Source organism: Paenibacillus sp. MER 99-2 (assembly GCF_023714095.1).
In the GTDB taxonomy this organism is placed as follows: domain Bacteria; phylum Bacillota; class Bacilli; order Paenibacillales; family Paenibacillaceae; genus Paenibacillus.
On the sequence record NZ_JAMAUZ010000001.1, the window covers coordinates 567588 to 582769 of the forward strand.

The 15182-nt window shown below is 46.5% G+C and carries 13 protein-coding genes and 1 other RNA gene; 12 read left to right on the plus strand and 2 right to left on the minus strand.

Annotation, left to right across the window (positions count from 1 at the left end):
- The first annotated feature begins 22 nt into the window (after positions 1 to 22).
- The 5 genes from dnaG (at position 23) to rnpB (ending at position 5550) form a co-directional block, all read left to right on the plus strand.
- Entirely contained in the window at positions 23 to 1843 is a 1821-nt protein-coding gene (dnaG, locus tag M3636_RS02535; protein ID WP_251381208.1) for a DNA primase, read from the plus strand.
- Between the two features lie 43 nt (positions 1844 to 1886).
- Entirely contained in the window at positions 1887 to 3026 is a 1140-nt protein-coding gene (gene rpoD, locus M3636_RS02540) for an RNA polymerase sigma factor RpoD (RefSeq protein ID WP_128102888.1), read from the plus strand.
- Between the two features lie 184 nt (positions 3027 to 3210).
- A complete protein-coding gene (locus M3636_RS02545; RefSeq protein WP_251381209.1) occupies positions 3211 to 3969 on the plus strand; it encodes a tRNA (adenine(22)-N(1))-methyltransferase in 759 nt (252 codons plus the stop codon).
- Positions 3945 to 5060 (plus strand): Nif3-like dinuclear metal center hexameric protein, encoded by a 1116-nt coding sequence (locus M3636_RS02550; RefSeq protein WP_128102887.1) that lies wholly within the window; start codon positions 3945 to 3947, stop codon positions 5058 to 5060. Before M3636_RS02545 ends, M3636_RS02550 begins: the two co-directional genes overlap by 25 nt.
- Positions 5061 to 5141: 81 nt before the next feature.
- Positions 5142 to 5550, plus strand: an RNA gene (rnpB, locus tag M3636_RS02555) — RNase P RNA component class A.
- 415 nt (positions 5551 to 5965) lie between these two features.
- On the opposite strand, the gene M3636_RS02560 is transcribed toward rnpB, so the two are convergent.
- Positions 5966 to 7192 (minus strand): aminotransferase-like domain-containing protein, encoded by a 1227-nt coding sequence (locus M3636_RS02560; RefSeq protein ID WP_251381210.1) that lies wholly within the window; start codon positions 7190 to 7192, stop codon positions 5966 to 5968.
- Positions 7193 to 7380: 188 nt separating this feature from the next.
- On the opposite strand from M3636_RS02560, the gene pdxR reads away from it, so the two are divergent.
- Together pdxR and M3636_RS02570 are read left to right on the plus strand one after the other, a co-directional pair.
- Complete coding sequence (pdxR, locus tag M3636_RS02565; protein WP_251381211.1) at positions 7381 to 8901, plus strand: MocR-like pyridoxine biosynthesis transcription factor PdxR; 1521 nt, start codon at positions 7381 to 7383, stop codon at positions 8899 to 8901.
- A gap of 85 nt (positions 8902 to 8986) precedes the next feature.
- Positions 8987 to 9250: a hypothetical protein gene (locus tag M3636_RS02570; protein WP_128102885.1), complete on the plus strand. Its 264-nt coding sequence runs from the start codon at positions 8987 to 8989 to the stop codon at positions 9248 to 9250.
- A 104-nt stretch (positions 9251 to 9354) separates the two neighbouring features.
- Here the strand turns inward: M3636_RS02570 and M3636_RS02575 are convergent, their stop codons facing one another.
- Positions 9355 to 11244, minus strand: coding sequence for a S8 family peptidase (locus M3636_RS02575; protein ID WP_251381212.1), 1890 nt, complete (start codon positions 11242 to 11244; stop codon positions 9355 to 9357).
- Positions 11245 to 11536: 292 nt separating this feature from the next.
- On the opposite strand from M3636_RS02575, the gene M3636_RS02580 reads away from it, so the two are divergent.
- The 5 genes from M3636_RS02580 to M3636_RS02600 all read left to right on the plus strand — a co-directional run bounded on the left by M3636_RS02580 (position 11537) and on the right by M3636_RS02600 (position 15176).
- The gene (locus M3636_RS02580) at positions 11537 to 12043 is read left to right on the plus strand and encodes a YpuI family protein (RefSeq protein WP_056696072.1); all 507 of its coding nucleotides are present in this window, start codon (positions 11537 to 11539) and stop codon (positions 12041 to 12043) included.
- A 173-nt stretch (positions 12044 to 12216) separates the two neighbouring features.
- Positions 12217 to 12435 (plus strand): DUF1540 domain-containing protein, encoded by a 219-nt coding sequence (locus tag M3636_RS02585; protein WP_128102883.1) that lies wholly within the window; start codon positions 12217 to 12219, stop codon positions 12433 to 12435.
- A 35-nt stretch (positions 12436 to 12470) separates the two neighbouring features.
- Positions 12471 to 12875, plus strand: coding sequence for a hypothetical protein (locus M3636_RS02590; RefSeq protein ID WP_145409777.1), 405 nt, complete (start codon positions 12471 to 12473; stop codon positions 12873 to 12875).
- Between the two features lie 218 nt (positions 12876 to 13093).
- Entirely contained in the window at positions 13094 to 13855 is a 762-nt protein-coding gene (locus M3636_RS02595) for a lytic transglycosylase domain-containing protein (protein WP_251381213.1), read from the plus strand.
- Between the two features lie 172 nt (positions 13856 to 14027).
- Entirely contained in the window at positions 14028 to 15176 is a 1149-nt protein-coding gene (locus tag M3636_RS02600; RefSeq protein ID WP_251381214.1) for a cysteine desulfurase family protein, read from the plus strand.
- The last annotated feature ends 6 nt before the right edge of the window (positions 15177 to 15182 follow it).

The window sequence follows — 15182 nt, forward strand, 5'->3', positions numbered from 1 at the left end:
AAAGAGATGAAGGTGGCCAGAGATGAGTACCGGACAAGGCGGTATACCGGAAAGTATTATTGAATCGGTGTTACAGCAGAATGATATTGTCGATACGGTGAGTCGATTTGTGCATCTGACCAAGCAGGGGAAATATATGAAAGGCCTCTGCCCTTTTCATTCTGAGAAGACGCCTTCGTTTACAGTTACACCAGAGAAACAAATTTTCTATTGCTACGGCTGCGGCACGGGTGGAAATGCCATCAAATTTAGGATGGAAATCGAAGGGTTATCCTTTCCCGAGGCTGTTAAGACGATGGCAGAAGAAAGCCATATTTCAATGGGTGACTGGCAAGGGCGTGAATCTGCTCATGTGAGTCCGGAGACTGAGCGTCTGCTGGAGGCATACGAGCTTACCGCGAAGCTGTATCATTTCTTATTGAAAAATACAGAGCATGGCAAAGCGGCTATGGATTATTTACGCTCACGGGGCTTCAATGACAAGCTGATTGACCATTTCCAGATTGGTTACGCACCTAATCGCTGGGATACCGTGGTTCAATTTTTGGAGAAACGCAATTTTCCGCTTGAAGAGATGGAGAAGGGCGGTCTTCTGTCACCGAGAAATGAAGGTCAAGGTTATGTGGATCGATTCCGTGACAGAGTCATGTTTCCGATTAATGGCAGGAGCGGGAAACCAATTGCATTTGCAGGTCGCATTTTGGGAGATGGGCAGCCTAAGTATCTTAATTCTCCGGAAACCCGGTTGTTTAACAAAAGCCGAGTGCTCTACAATCTGCATCATGCCAAGAATGCAATTCGTAAACAAAGTCAAGCCATACTATTTGAAGGATACGGTGACGTTATCTCCGCTTGGGATCAAGACATCCATAACGGTATAGCAGCAATGGGAACCGCACTTACCGAGAATCAGGCTTTAATGCTGAAAGGCATGTGCAATGAGGTTATTATCTGTTATGACGGCGACCGAGCTGGACAGGCTGCAGCGCTCAAAAACTTCCCTATTCTTGAGGAAGCAGGGCTGCAAGTTAAAGTAGCACTCATTCCTGAAGGGCTTGACCCGGATGATTTTATCCGCAAGCATGGTGGCGAACGATTCCGGAACCAGATTATAGATGGTGCCGTAACGACAACAAAATTTAAGCTTATAAACCTTAAGAAAAACCATATACTGCTAGAAGGTGGCGGACAAATCGCTTATTCAAAGGAAGCTGTGAAACTTATTGCACCTTTGCCTTCCCCGACAGAACGGGAAGTTTACCTTCGTGAGCTTGCTGCAGAAGTTGACGTTTCGTTTGAAACATTGAAGCAGGAGTGCAACGAAGAGCGAGAAGCCATGAAAAATAACGAGCAGTTTGGGGATAATAATTCGAAAAGGTGGAATAATGGTAGGCAACAAAATAGGCAGGTGCCTACACCTAATCTGTTGCCGGCTTATCACGCTGCTGAGCGTAAGCTGATTGCCTGGATGCTTCTGGACGACGAGGCTGCCCAGTATGTTAACGAGCATCTTGGTGAAGCTTTCAACTTGGATGATCATGCAGCTATTGCTGCTTATCTATATGCCTACTATGCGCAAGGCAAACCGCCGGATACTAGCCGCTTCATGTCTTCGCTGCATGATGACCGCCTTGAGAAGACGGTCAGTTCAATCTCGATGATGGATGGTCCGGGTGAATGGAGTGTTCAAGTGCTCGACGATTGCATCAGAGAAGTGCTGAAGTATCCGCGTAAGAAAGAGTACGACTTGAAGAAAGAAGAAATGATTGCTGCAGAGCGTGCAGGTGATTCTGTACGTGCGGCACAAATTGCAATTGAAATGATTGCCCTAGAGAGACAGTGAACGTCTGAGTGTTGGATGTTTCTAGGGAGGAGGGAGTCGAATTATGGCGAATGATCAGCATACTGAACTAGAGACAGAATTGACGCTGGATCAGGTTAAAGATCAATTGATTGAATCAGGTAAGAAAAGAGCTTCGCTAAATTACAAAGAAATTATTGAAAAACTCTCCCCGTTTGAGCAGGACGCAGAGCAAATGGATGAGTTCTATGAGCAATTGAGCGATCTCGGTATTGATGTTGTTAACGAGAATGATGAAGAGGTAACTCTTCGTCCGAGCGAGGATTCGGAAAACAACAACAGAGAAGAGGGCGATGAGTTCCACTTTGATGATGATCTGAGCTTGCCTCCAGGCATCAAAATCAATGACCCTGTCCGTATGTATCTCAAAGAAATTGGTCGTGTCCCGCTATTGTCCGCAGACGATGAGGTAGAACTCGCTAAACGGATTGAGAATGGGGACGAGGAAGCGAAGCGTCGTTTGGCTGAAGCCAACTTGCGACTCGTTGTCAGCATCGCTAAGCGTTATGTTGGACGCGGCATGTTGTTCCTCGATCTGATTCAAGAAGGTAACATGGGTCTGATCAAAGCAGTTGAGAAGTTCGACCACAAAAAAGGTTACAAGTTTAGTACGTACGCGACATGGTGGATTCGCCAAGCGATCACTCGTGCCATTGCTGACCAAGCACGGACAATTCGTATCCCTGTACACATGGTAGAAACGATTAATAAGCTGATCCGGGTATCCCGTCAGCTATTACAAGAGCTTGGGCGTGAACCAACACCAGAAGAAATCGCTGCCGAAATGGATCTGAGTGTTGAGAAAGTGCGTGAAATTACGAAGATTGCACAGGAACCGGTTTCCCTTGAAACGCCAATTGGTGAGGAAGATGATTCCCATCTGGGCGATTTCATTGAGGATCAGGAGGCATTGGCTCCTGCTGATGCTGCCGCGTATGAACTGTTGAAAGAGCAACTTGAGGATGTTCTGGATACATTGACTGAACGGGAAGAAAATGTACTTCGTCTGCGCTTCGGTCTCGATGATGGACGGACGAGAACACTAGAAGAAGTCGGCAAAGTATTTGGCGTTACGCGTGAGCGGATCCGTCAGATCGAAGCCAAAGCTCTTCGTAAATTGCGTCACCCGAGTCGCAGTAAACGACTCAAGGATTTCCTCGAATAACAACACTATGGGAGACTTTCCGCAAGACGCTAACGCGGCTGCGGGGTCTCCTTTATGTTTAAATTGAGTGTCTTAATTTCTTGGTTTTGGTAATTCATCCTTGAAATGTTTGATTGGATTTTATTTTATCGCTTTTCGTTGTTCAATGCAAATCAATAAATTTAATGAATGGTGTAGGTGTGTCATGAAACTTTCGAATCGTTTACAGCAAATACATGTACAAATTCCGGAGGGAAGCCGTTTAGCGGATATTGGTTCAGACCATGCGTTGTTACCTGTAGCAGCAGTTCGCAGCGGTAACGTTGTAAGTGCAATAGCTGGTGAAGTGAATCCCGGACCTTATGAAGCAGCGCGGAAACAAGTGAGTGATGCAGGTCTACAAGAGAAAATTACGGTTCGCCGCGGAGACGGTCTTGATGTGGTAGAGCCAGGTGAAGTGGACGTAATTACAATTGCTGGTATGGGCGGAGCGTTAATTGCATCCATTCTGGATCGTGGTCTGTCCAAGCTTGAGGGGATTAGCCTGCTTATCCTACAACCCAATGTAGGTGAGGATATCCTGAGACGGTGGCTTCTAGCTCACAACTGGGTGGTCGTTGCGGAGAAGCTGCTTGAGGAAGATGGCAAGATCTATGAAATTATTACGGCTATGCCACAAGCGAGCAGTCCCATTGCGAATGAAGAAGTATACAAGCCTCGTCTCATCACGAATGATGTAGAGTTGACGGAGGAACTGTTGCTTCGCATGGGGCCATATCTGGTAGATCAACCGACAGACGTATTTTTCGCCAAATGGGAAAGTGAGATCGTTAAGCTGCAGGGAGTGGTGCAATCGATCATGAAATCCGATCAAGAATCTGCTCGTGAGAAGGCCGCGGATGTAGAACAACTGATTGCGAAATTGAAGGAGGTATTGGCATGTTTGCCAAAGGTCAAACTGTAATTCAATTGATGGAGCAGCTTGCTCCCAAACATTTAGCTGTACCTGATGACCGAATCGGACTGCAGCTGGGGAGTCTGCAAAAGGAAATAACACACGTTCTTGTTGCTTTGGATGTCACTGATGAAGTAGTCGAGGAAGCGATTCGCATAGGTGCCAATCTCATTATTGCGCATCATGCCATTATATTCCGTCCAGTTAAATCACTAACAACCGATACACCTATGGGAAAACTGTACGAAAAGCTTATTAAGCATGATATTGCGGTGTACATCAGTCATACGAACCTAGACGTAGCAGAGGGCGGTATGAACGATTGGATGGCAGAAGCGATCGGAATCGATAGCAAAGAGTCACTGGAAGATGTACATACGGATCATCTTTTCAAGCTGGCGGTATTCGTTCCTCGTACACATCATGAACAAGTGTTAAACGCTATTCTAGAAGCAGGCGCTGGCAGCATTGGGCAGTATAACAAGTGTAGCTTCAATACAGAAGGCACGGGTACATTTGTACCTGGAGAAGGCACACAGCCTTTTATTGGTACACAGGGGCAGATGGAACGTGTAGAGGAAATGCGTATCGAGACGGTTGTGCCGCAAAGTCTGCGTAGTCAGGTTATACAAGCGATGTTAAAGGCTCACCCTTATGAAGAAGTTGCATACGACCTGTATCCTATGGATTTAAAAGGCCGTACGCTTGGTCTGGGGCGCTTGGGACCGCTCAAACAATCAATGACACTCGAAGAGCTGGTTGACGTCGTGAAGACCCAACTGGACGTGTCTCACGTCCGCGTGGTAGGAGACTTAAGCCGTAAGGTGAAAAAGGCGGCAGTTCTTGGTGGTTCAGGTAGCCGTTATACACTTACCGCACGCTTCAAAGGAGCAGATGTGATCGTAACTGGGGATATCGATTATCATACGGCTCACGATGCGTTGATGGCAGGCATGAGCATCATTGATGTTGGACATAATGCCGAGAAAATTATGAAGCCAAAAACAGCCGATTGGCTGCGGGAGCGCTTAGTTCATAAACGTTATGAAACACAGGTGACAGCATCAGAGGTAAATACAGAAGTATTCCGTTTCCTCTAAACGTGCTTGTTCCAATGCTTCCATTAATATTAAGCTTGTTTGTAAACTGAAATCCTTGTATACTATGTAATGTTGTTTCGGAAAGCTTGACAGACAATCGCTGGTGGCCTTGTTGCCACGAGAGGAAAGTCCGGGCTCCACAGGGCAGGATGCTGGATAACGTCCAGTCAGCGCGAGTTGAAGGATAGTGCCACAGAAATGGACCGCCGATGGCCGGATTTTCCGGCACAGGCAAGGATGGAACCGAGGTGTAAGAGACCCCGAGGAACGCTGGTGACTTCGTTCCTGGTAAACCCCATCTGGAGCAAGACCTAATGGGACACAGTCGACTCTTTGGAGGAGACAGCCTTAGCCCGAGGTGTGTCTAGGTTGGTCGCTTGAGCTGTACAGCAATGTATGGCCTAGATAGATGATTGTCGCTTGTGGTGGGAGGGTAGTTCCCGTATGGACCACGAAGAGCACAGAACCCGGCTTACGGTAAGCTTTCCTAACTGCAACAACAGCTAGTCATTTGGAATTCATTCATGTGAATGGTAATTCTCATGATGAACATAGCGTAATAACAGAGATGGCGTCAGAATCCGATCTTTACGGAATCTGACGCCATATTTATTTGCTATTGATCAAGTGAGCGATGGTCGCATTTATACTGCAATATGCAATATAAATGCGACTATCGGTGCGTGTTCAAAAAGGACGGTTTTCAGTACCGAGAAGATGGGATGAAGGTAGAAATGGAGTAGCGGAGCGTAGGCAAACCTACGTGAGCAACTACATTGTTTCCGAAGGAAACAAGCTTCGTAAGCCTCCACTTATTTCGGCTGAATCCGATCTTCGATGCTGAGATGTCGCTCGCGCATCTTTCGTAATCAAAAACGGACTTTTTGAACGTCCTCTATCAGTAATTACATGGTCACTGTAGCATCGGATTGTACCGAAGCATGCCAGCGTTTAATCGCGCGATCCATACGTTCTACAGCCTCAGGCAGCAGGTCTGGATCGGTGTGGGTGAAGTTAATCCGCATCCGGTTCAATTCAGGTGTGCCGGCGTAGAAGGAATCACCAGGAACGATACATACTTTTTCCTGAATGCCGTAAGTGAACAGATTGCTGGCAGACATCGATTCAGGTAATTCGAGCCAGAGGAACATTCCCCCTTGCGGTGAATTCCACGAGATCCCTTCCCAAGCTTTCTTCGTCATAAGCTCAGTCATTTTCTCCATGCGCTGTTTATAATCAGCGGAAATTCCACGAATGTGTTCATCCAGATCAAATGTCTCCATCAGTGCATGAAGGGCTCTTTGGTCAATGCTGCTAGAGTGTAGATCCGCACCCTGTTTAGCTCTTGCCGCTATTTTAACAATATCTGGTGCAGCCAGGATCCAGCCTGTACGAAGTCCAGGAGCAACTGTTTTGGAGAAGGTGCTGGTGTAGATAACGTTGGAAGGTCCTTCATAAGCAGCATCCAATTCTGCAAGCGCAGGTGCATCCAGTTCTTCTGGATTAAAACGAATCTCGCCGTACGGGTCGTCCTCCAAAATCAGGACACCGTATTTTCGGCAAAGATCTACTGCTTTCTGACGTCTTTCACGGCTCCACACTTTACCCGAAGGGTTAGAGAAGGTTGGGTTGATGTAGACCAATTTTGGACGATGCAATTGCAGCAGTTCTTCTAATGATTCAGGTAACATTCCTTCGTCATCACAGCTTACACCGTGAGATATTGCCTGGTAGGAATGAATAACTTGAAGCGCAGCCAGATAGGTTGGTGATTCAACCAGTACACGGTCACCCGGATCAAGCAGAATACGACATACAAGGTCAATGGATTGCTGAGATCCTGTAGTCAGGAGCATATGATCTGGAGAAGCGGGGATGCCTTTAGATTCAAGGCGCTCCGCGATTTTGGCACGAAGTGGACGATATCCTTCCGTTTCTGCATATTGAAGAGCGGATGATCCGGACGCAAATACTTTTTCATACGCCACCCGAATCGCTTCCAAAGGGAAGGATGATTGTGCGGGTAAACCTCCTGCTAATGAAATCATGCCCGGAGCCTGAGCTGCCTGCAACATGTCGCGAACGACAGAGGACGGTGTGTTTAGTGCCATTTTAGACCAAGGGATATTCATTGTGTTCTCATCTCCTGTTATTCACTGTTATAGAGGTGCCTCATAAAGTTCGTTTTGCAGCTTTTTCCATCGTCTTCGTACGAAAAACGAACCTTTGAACACGAACTTAAAGTAATGTTATATTCTATAATAGACCGAAACTGTATAACAGTAAAATGTAGATCATAACAGTTGGAAGGACGGGAACAATGCATATCGAACTGAAACGGGGAAGTCGCACCAAATTGTACATACAGATTGCACTTACTCTTGCAGATCGTATCCGATCTGGGCTTATTGAACCAGGAACCCGTCTGCCATCCGTCCGAAAGCTCACCTCAGACCTTGGTGTAAGTTTAGTGACGGTGTCCAAAGCATATGCGGAGCTTGAAGCAATTCAATTAATTACGTGTTCTCAAGGCAAAGGTTGTTATGTTCGGGGAGTGCAGGAGTCCGAGAGAAGCGAAAATATAGATAAAATGTATCCTGTTCAAGGAAACGGGGAGAAAAACACACCGTGGAACTGGCAGATGGCATTAGTAGATTATTTACCCCGGGCTCAGCTCTGGCGACACTTCGACGCTTCCCCACAAGTGCGATATGAGCTCCATATGTCTGCCATCCAGCCTGAATTGTTGCCTACACGCGAGATTATTGAGAGTGCTTATCGCCTCTCTTCAGATCATCCGGAACGGATGGCTGCATATGGTTCGTTCCAAGGAGATCGAGAGCTTCGTCAGACGTTTGCGGAGCATTTTGCAGAAAGAGGTCTGCAGGTCATGCCTGAGCGCATGTTAATTACTAGCGGTACGCAGCAGGGAATTGATCTGGTGGCTCGGACATTTGTAGGTCCTGGTGATGTGGTTTACATGGAAGCCCCGACGTACACGGGTGCCATTGATGTATTTACGAGCAGAGGCGCCAAAATTATTACCGTACCGATGGATGAAGAGGGGATGCGCATTGATCTGTTGACCCGGTTATGCGATACTCATCCGCCGAAGTTGATCTATACCATTCCAACATTTCATAATCCCACGGGCATCACAATGAGTGCTCAAAGGCGAGCGCAGTTGCTGAATTTGGCTCAAAGCTACCATTGCCTCATTCTGGAGGATGATCCGTTCTCTGATCTTTATTTTCGCAATCCGCCCCCAGCCTCCATTAAGTCGATGGATTCAACCGGGCATGTCGTATACCTGAAAACGTTCAGCAAAGTATTATCACCAGGTTGTCGTGTGGCCTGTGCTATTGCAGATGGGAGTGTCCTAACCCGATTGGTAGCTGCGAAATCTACGGCAGATCTAGGCAGTCCGCTGTTAACTCAAAAAGCGTTGCAGTCCTTCATTCAGCATCAGTATAGCCTATACATCCGCAAGCTCCGAGATGAGCTGTATGTTAGATTGTGTGCGGCATCGGCTGTCTTAGAAGCACATGCACCACCAGGCATGTTCTGGGTTTTACCGGACGGAGGGTTGAACCTATGGTTGCAACTGCCTGATGGCATGGACATGCGGGAACTGCACAGACACGCGCTGGCAGCAGGGGTTTCCTTTTTGCCGGGCTCAGCTTGTTATGTAGGGGAACCGGACACTTCGAGTCTGCGAATTTGTTTCACAGTGACAGACCAGGAGCATTTGTGCGAAGGTCTGCGTGTCTTATGTCATGTGATCGCAAACGAAGCCCCGCTTAAGGGAGGGGCGAGTGCGGACAGGCTCCCGCTTATTTAATTTCTCAAAAATGGACATACATCCAATCCACTTTCGTCCTCATGCAATACGTTATAGTATCACTTTAAAGGGAGTTGGTTTTGAAATGAACCATTTCTGTCCACCGGTTTGCCCGATTGTCTGTGATCCTATCCAGGTTGTGCAAGACTACTACATTCCACAAATCGTACCTGTGATTCATCCAATCGAGGTTATCAAAAAACACCACTGCGTGCCGATTCCTCACCATATGTATCCTGTCGTAGTGAAAGAAGAAGACATGGGCATGGGTTATGTATCCAGCTACAAAGGCAAAAAGAAATCTGCCAAAAAATCAAGCAAATCCCGTACAGCTTCGCGTAAACGTTAAGCGCAGCCTAAGCCCCCGGGAATAACAACAGTGATACCATATCAAAAAGCAGCATACGCCCGGGGGCGCAGCTGCTTTTGTTGTTGTAGGATATATATATACGCTCACTTCGTATATTTTTTCATCGTATTGTCCATTTGCTGTCTCACATGTTGTGGCCAAAATTGCAGAGGGGCACTGTTGCTCGATGCCGCTTGCAATGCTTTGTAGACATCCACTTGGCCGTATCCATAATATTTATCGTGACCAGGATCGCCAAGGTCAATCACGCTCTGGCGCATAAGATCCATCACTTCAGTATTCGTTAGATCAGGATTGATCGAACGAATTAAACCTGCAAGCGCGGCCACATGGGGACTCGCCATGGATGTTCCCGACAATGCCGCATACTGGTTGTCCGGGTAAGTGCTCGCAATGCTCGTGCCTGGTGCCATGACATCAACGTAGTCTCCATAGTTGGAATAAGAGGCTTTATTCATGTCAGGGTCAGTAGCAGAGACGGCAAATACTTCGGGATAGGCTGCCGGATATCCAGGACGTTCTGTATTATCGTTACCTGTGGCGGCGATCAGCACAATGTCGCGGTCAAATGCATATTTGATTGCATCATGAAGAAATTGAGCATCGGCGTAGTTTCCTAAGCTCATGTTAATGACCTTGGCTCCATGATCTGCTGCCCAAATAATCCCTTCAGCAACAGCATATGTCGTGCCTGAACCCGAACTATCCAGAACTTTAACTGGAAGTACATTATTGTACCAGCTCATTCCGGCCACACCCTCATTGTTGTTAACGATCGCCCCGATAATTCCAGCAACGTGTGTACCGTGACCGACATCATCAAGAGGTTTGCTAGCTGGGTCGATTACATTGTATCCTTCAAGCAGCTTACCTTTGAGATCAGGGTGATTGACGTCTACCCCAGTATCCACCACGGCCACAATAACATCCTTGTTTCCTTTTGAAATGTTCCACCCTCGGTTGGTTTCGATCGCAGGCAGGTTCCATTGATAATCGGTGAACAAAATATCGTTAGGAACGGTGACTTCGGCCGAATTATCCTTTTCAGACAGTGTTTCATTGGTTAAATACATGTAGTGGGGCTCCATATAAAGTGGATTCCATTTACGTTCGAAATAGGAATGCAGCTGTTCATAATTCATATGTTCTGACCGGAAAACATACGTGTATCCCAATTTGCGAGCAGACTGTGTTCGCAAGTCAGATTTAATGATACGCATGTCACGTTCACCCGGCTCCTGTCGGAAACGAATTACGATTTCATTTTCATAAAAATGGCTGGCATTTGCGTTATCATGCCCTGTTTTGACCGTGATTTCGTTTAAGGTATCCGGATGCACCGATTCGATTTTGAATTTGCCTTCTCGAGGATAAGGAATCATACGTAGATTTTTACGTTGGTGCTGTTCGACTGCATTAAGCACGTTTTGGCTGAATAGGGCGATGACTGCTTGTTTGCCATCTTTGGAAGGCTGACCTAGCACAAAGTACTTTTCTTTTCCCATGGAAAATGAAGACGACTCGAAGCTTTGACGTTTCATAACGGCTTTTTTGGCTAGGCTAAGAGAATGATCGAATCGTTGTTGCTCCAATTTACTTCCTTGTGGCAGGTCTTTGCCAAACTGGTGACGCTGTGAACCGGATGTATTGTCCATGAACATGAGAGAACGAATGTGTTTGTGAGAATGTTGAAGGTCTTGCACATACTTACGCAATTCTGAATCTGACATGCTGGAGGTTTTCTCTAACATCGTGCTTAGATGCTGTTTCGCATCCATTCGGGTGAGGAGATCCGTTTTTTTTACGTCTTGTACTTTCAGGCGCTGTTTATTCCCTTGCTCCACGTGAGGAGCATCAGGTAACGCACTGTGTTCTGGCAGTGTGCGATTGTTGGATGTTGGTAGAAGCAGGGTTAGTGCAAGTGTTCCTACACCTGCAGCGATAACCCAGTTAATCCATTTTGGTTTAGACATCGAGATGGTAACCTCCTCTGGAATTAGGACAATAATCTGAACCTTGCTTAGGTTCTCATCGTTGTCCGTGCATAGTTCTATCGTTAGGAAAAGCAGATATTTTTATGCAGATCCAGACCATGCGTAGCGTTTTGCAATGAAGATCGTGGAACACATGAATACAACGCTTGGATTATGGGATACCGCTCGTCAGCTTTTTATGGTAGGATAGTACCTGAGAATTGAAGGTCAGGTGAAGTTCACCGCCCGACCTACCTATATGTAAGGACTTATTTAAGGGGGAGCTACCTTTATGTCAGCAGCCAATGTACAGAAAATTTGTGAGTCAACTAGGGAAAAGTTAAAACCTGCTATCGACCGGATTGAACAATTTTTGAACGAAAATGCTTTGCCTGAACTGGATCAGAATCAGACGGAAGAATCAACAACGTTCTACAAAGGATTTCTTTCGGATCTCCGTCATTTGCTTGTTTTTTCTGAAGTTTCTTACGAAAAACTTGGCGTTGTGCTGCGTCGTGCTAATTTCGATGTCGATTTTGCAGAAAAGGCGCTTTATAATACGTATCACCAAAGTGTGAATAGCTTTTTCTATCCCAAAAATGAATGTTATTCTGAAGACGGCAGATATGCTTACACAGGGCAAGATGCAATTCGCTTCCGTGACAAGCCTATCCGTGCAGTCCGTGACGTCATTCTTGAGATTTCCAAAACGTATGAAGAATTGCGCGACGATTTGGCTTTCTATGAAAGTGATTACTTGACTCAGCGTCGGATGCAGAACCAACGTAACCACGCTTAAGCTCAGATTACATGTAAACTAAAGATATCAATGAATGAAGCCGCCTATTTTGGCGGCTTTTTTGTGTTCTGACCAATAGCTGGGAGAGGGAATAGATGCATGTCATCATCTGACATTTTGAACGGGAATAGCTGATTATTACCGTGGAGACAATAGGTGCGAGGTGATAAATAATGAGTCATGAAAAGCCAATCGTTAAATGCAGCGTCTCTAACTGTAACTACTGGGGCGAAAACAACTTCTGTCAGGCGGATGCCATCATGATTGATATCGATCAGCATGCTACCCGCCGTCTGCATGAGGAATTCGCTGGAGAGACATTTGATTCCGATCATCACGATCATGCCAGAACATCCTCTGCCACATGCTGTCACACGTTCAAACCCAAATGAGCAGTCATTCCTATTCTTAATGGAGGTGCTTAGTAATGAAAAATGATTACAAAGATCTTCTGATTAAGCGCTCTGAAGCAGAGGACAAGAAATCTCGGGAACGCGTTGACTATCCAAGACGCGAACATCGAGAAGAGTACGGTGCGGAGGTTGCTCCTCCATCGGCTGTGCGTACCGAGCGTTCTGAGCGTCCGGTAAGTACACAGGAAAATCATGAGGCAGACGCAATGATGGAATCCACAGGCAGAGTTGCAGGTTATGTAGGGTTAGCCTCAGGGATCGCTTCATTATTCATGTGGTCGATCGTGCTTGGACCCGTCGCGGCTGTACTCGGATATTATGCTTTTGTAAATGGGCGTAAAACGGCAGGTGCCTGGTCAATTGGTTTAGGCATTGTAGCCACGCTCAGTTATTTCTTCATGATTCCATTCGCGCGATAAAAGCGAAAGGTCATGCTTCTTGCAGCTTCTTAAACGAACACAGTACTTTATATGATGACCTTTTTCTTTCCCGACTCTGGGATGGAAAAAGGTTTTTTCGTCTATGTGCAAAAAAGAATATATATGCGCTTATTTTTTTGAAAATGATGGCAGATTCATGTAAAACGATGTAGAATAAAGGCAGAATATAGTTTTAATTTACGGGAGTGGATATACACATGCAGATTGATCCCACTGGGTCACGGCAGTTGCTTGAACTGCAATTGTCCAACGTTGCCAATCCATCAAGCGGGTCAGCGGGAGCGGCCAATTCGTCTGTAGATTTTGCTAACATGATGGACGGGCTATTAGGCACTGGAAACCGTGGATCAAGCAGTAGCGATGCAGCTTCAGCATCTCTTGGTTTGTCCAAACGATCAAATGACGGGTTGTTATGGTTACAATTGGGAAGCCAATATAGTTCAGATTCGGGTACACCACTGACAGAATCCTCAAGCAGCAGTCCAACTGTATCCCTTTCCTCTCTGTTGAATGCAGTGTCAACGAACGGGGAAGAGACTGTACCCACCGATTATGATTCCTTAATCGCTGCAGCGAGTGCAAAGTATGGGGTGCCTGAGTCGTTAATCAAGGCGGTTATTGATACAGAATCCAATTTTAATCCAAACGTCGTTTCCTCAGCCGGAGCCAAGGGCTTAATGCAGTTGATGGACGGAACGGCTGCTGGTCTTGGAGTAAGCAATTCATTCGACCCGGCACAGAATATTGATGGGGGAACGAAGTATCTTTCGCTTCAGCTTCAACGTTTTGGGGGAGAAGTGAAAATGGCTCTCGCTGCGTACAATGCGGGACCGGGACGTGTATCACGCCTGGGTGTATCCAATGACGCAGAACTGATGAATGCACTGAAGCTTCTGCCTACCGAGACGCAAGCTTATATCGCGAAGGTAGAGAAGGCGCAAGCGAAATATACGCTGTAACTTGGATGTAATGCATGTACAGTGAGTTCAGCATAAAGATCAATTCAGGAACCTGTAGGGAGCTTCTCTACCTGCTTCTGCTTGGTCTTTTTGTGTTGTGGCGGTATCGTGTTACAATGCTCACTGTAGAATCATGAAGTTTGAACACATATTAAGGAGGTTTAACCTCGTTTTGAAATATTTTGATTATGCAGCGACGACGCCTCCAGATCCAGATGTTGTACGAACCATAGCTGAAGTGATGGAGGCACAGTATGGGAATCCTTCATCCATCCATGGCTACGGTGAGCGGGCGCACCAACTATTGCGGCGAGCGAGAGCGGGTTGTGCTACAGCAATCGGGGTTAAGCCTGAAGAGATTATTTTCACCTCAGGAGCAACGGAGAGCAACAATCTAGCGATTAAGGGGGCGGCATTACGCTACCAATCCCGAGGCAAACACATCATAACTACAGCTACCGAACATGCATCAGTGTATGAGAGCTTCCTCCAATTGCAACAGTGGGGATGGGAAGTCACATGGATTCCTGTGGACTCACTTGGGAGGGTTACCGCACAGCAGGTTATTGAAGCGTTAAGACCGGATACTGTCCTTGTAAGCTTAATGCATGTCAACAATGAAACAGGTGCGATTCACCCGGTTGCTGAGATCGGTCAACGTCTCAAAAAAGAAGCTCCCCGTGTTTTATTTCATGTAGATGGTGTGCAGGGAGTCGGGAAACTGGAAGCCAAACCTGCCTCATGGAATGCCGATCTATATAGTCTATCTGCTCATAAATTCCGCGGCCCCAAAGGAGCTGGACTGCTTTACGTGCGAAGTGGGATTGAACTTACTCCGCTATTATCGGGAGGCTCACAGGAGAACGGCATGAGAGCAGGTACGGAAAATGTAGCATTGCTTGTAGGTATGGCGAAGGCGATACGTCTTGCTGTAGAGCGTCAACCCCAGTTTGTTGAACGTGTGACGGTGTATCGTGACGAGATCATGGCGTTTATTAAGGGAATCCCGGGTCTAGTCCTAAATAGTGATGGACAGGGAGCACCTCATATCATTCATTTCTCTTATCCTGGCATGAAAGCCGAAGTAGTGCTTCATACACTGGAGCAGCTTGGGGTAACGGTATCCACCCAGTCAGCATGTTCTTCCCGTTCTGCTGAACCAAGTCGCGTACTGCTTGCGATGGGCAAAGATGCGGCTTGTGCAGCTGGAGGATTACGTATTAGTCTAGGTGATGAACACACAGAAGAAGATGTAACCCTGCTGAAGCAGGCCATACATCAGATGATGGCGCAATTGCGCCCGTTGGAAAGGCGGATGTAAAGTCAA

Excerpts from the sequence above, each read along its gene's own strand:
- dnaG (WP_251381208.1), top strand. The coding sequence starts at position 23 with ATGAGTACCGGACAAGGCGGTATACCGGAAAGTATTATTGAATCGGTG.
- rpoD (WP_128102888.1), top strand. The coding sequence starts at position 1,887 with ATGGCGAATGATCAGCATACTGAACTAGAGACAGAATTGACGCTGGAT.
- M3636_RS02545 (WP_251381209.1), top strand. The coding sequence starts at position 3,211 with ATGAAACTTTCGAATCGTTTACAGCAAATACATGTACAAATTCCGGAG.
- M3636_RS02550 (WP_128102887.1), top strand. The coding sequence starts at position 3,945 with ATGTTTGCCAAAGGTCAAACTGTAATTCAATTGATGGAGCAGCTTGCT.
- M3636_RS02560 (WP_251381210.1), bottom strand. The coding sequence starts at position 7,192 with ATGAATATCCCTTGGTCTAAAATGGCACTAAACACACCGTCCTCTGTC.
- pdxR (WP_251381211.1), top strand. The coding sequence starts at position 7,381 with ATGCATATCGAACTGAAACGGGGAAGTCGCACCAAATTGTACATACAG.
- M3636_RS02570 (WP_128102885.1), top strand. The coding sequence starts at position 8,987 with ATGAACCATTTCTGTCCACCGGTTTGCCCGATTGTCTGTGATCCTATC.
- M3636_RS02575 (WP_251381212.1), bottom strand. The coding sequence starts at position 11,244 with ATGTCTAAACCAAAATGGATTAACTGGGTTATCGCTGCAGGTGTAGGA.
- M3636_RS02580 (WP_056696072.1), top strand. The coding sequence starts at position 11,537 with ATGTCAGCAGCCAATGTACAGAAAATTTGTGAGTCAACTAGGGAAAAG.
- M3636_RS02585 (WP_128102883.1), top strand. The coding sequence starts at position 12,217 with ATGAGTCATGAAAAGCCAATCGTTAAATGCAGCGTCTCTAACTGTAAC.
- M3636_RS02590 (WP_145409777.1), top strand. The coding sequence starts at position 12,471 with ATGAAAAATGATTACAAAGATCTTCTGATTAAGCGCTCTGAAGCAGAG.
- M3636_RS02595 (WP_251381213.1), top strand. The coding sequence starts at position 13,094 with ATGCAGATTGATCCCACTGGGTCACGGCAGTTGCTTGAACTGCAATTG.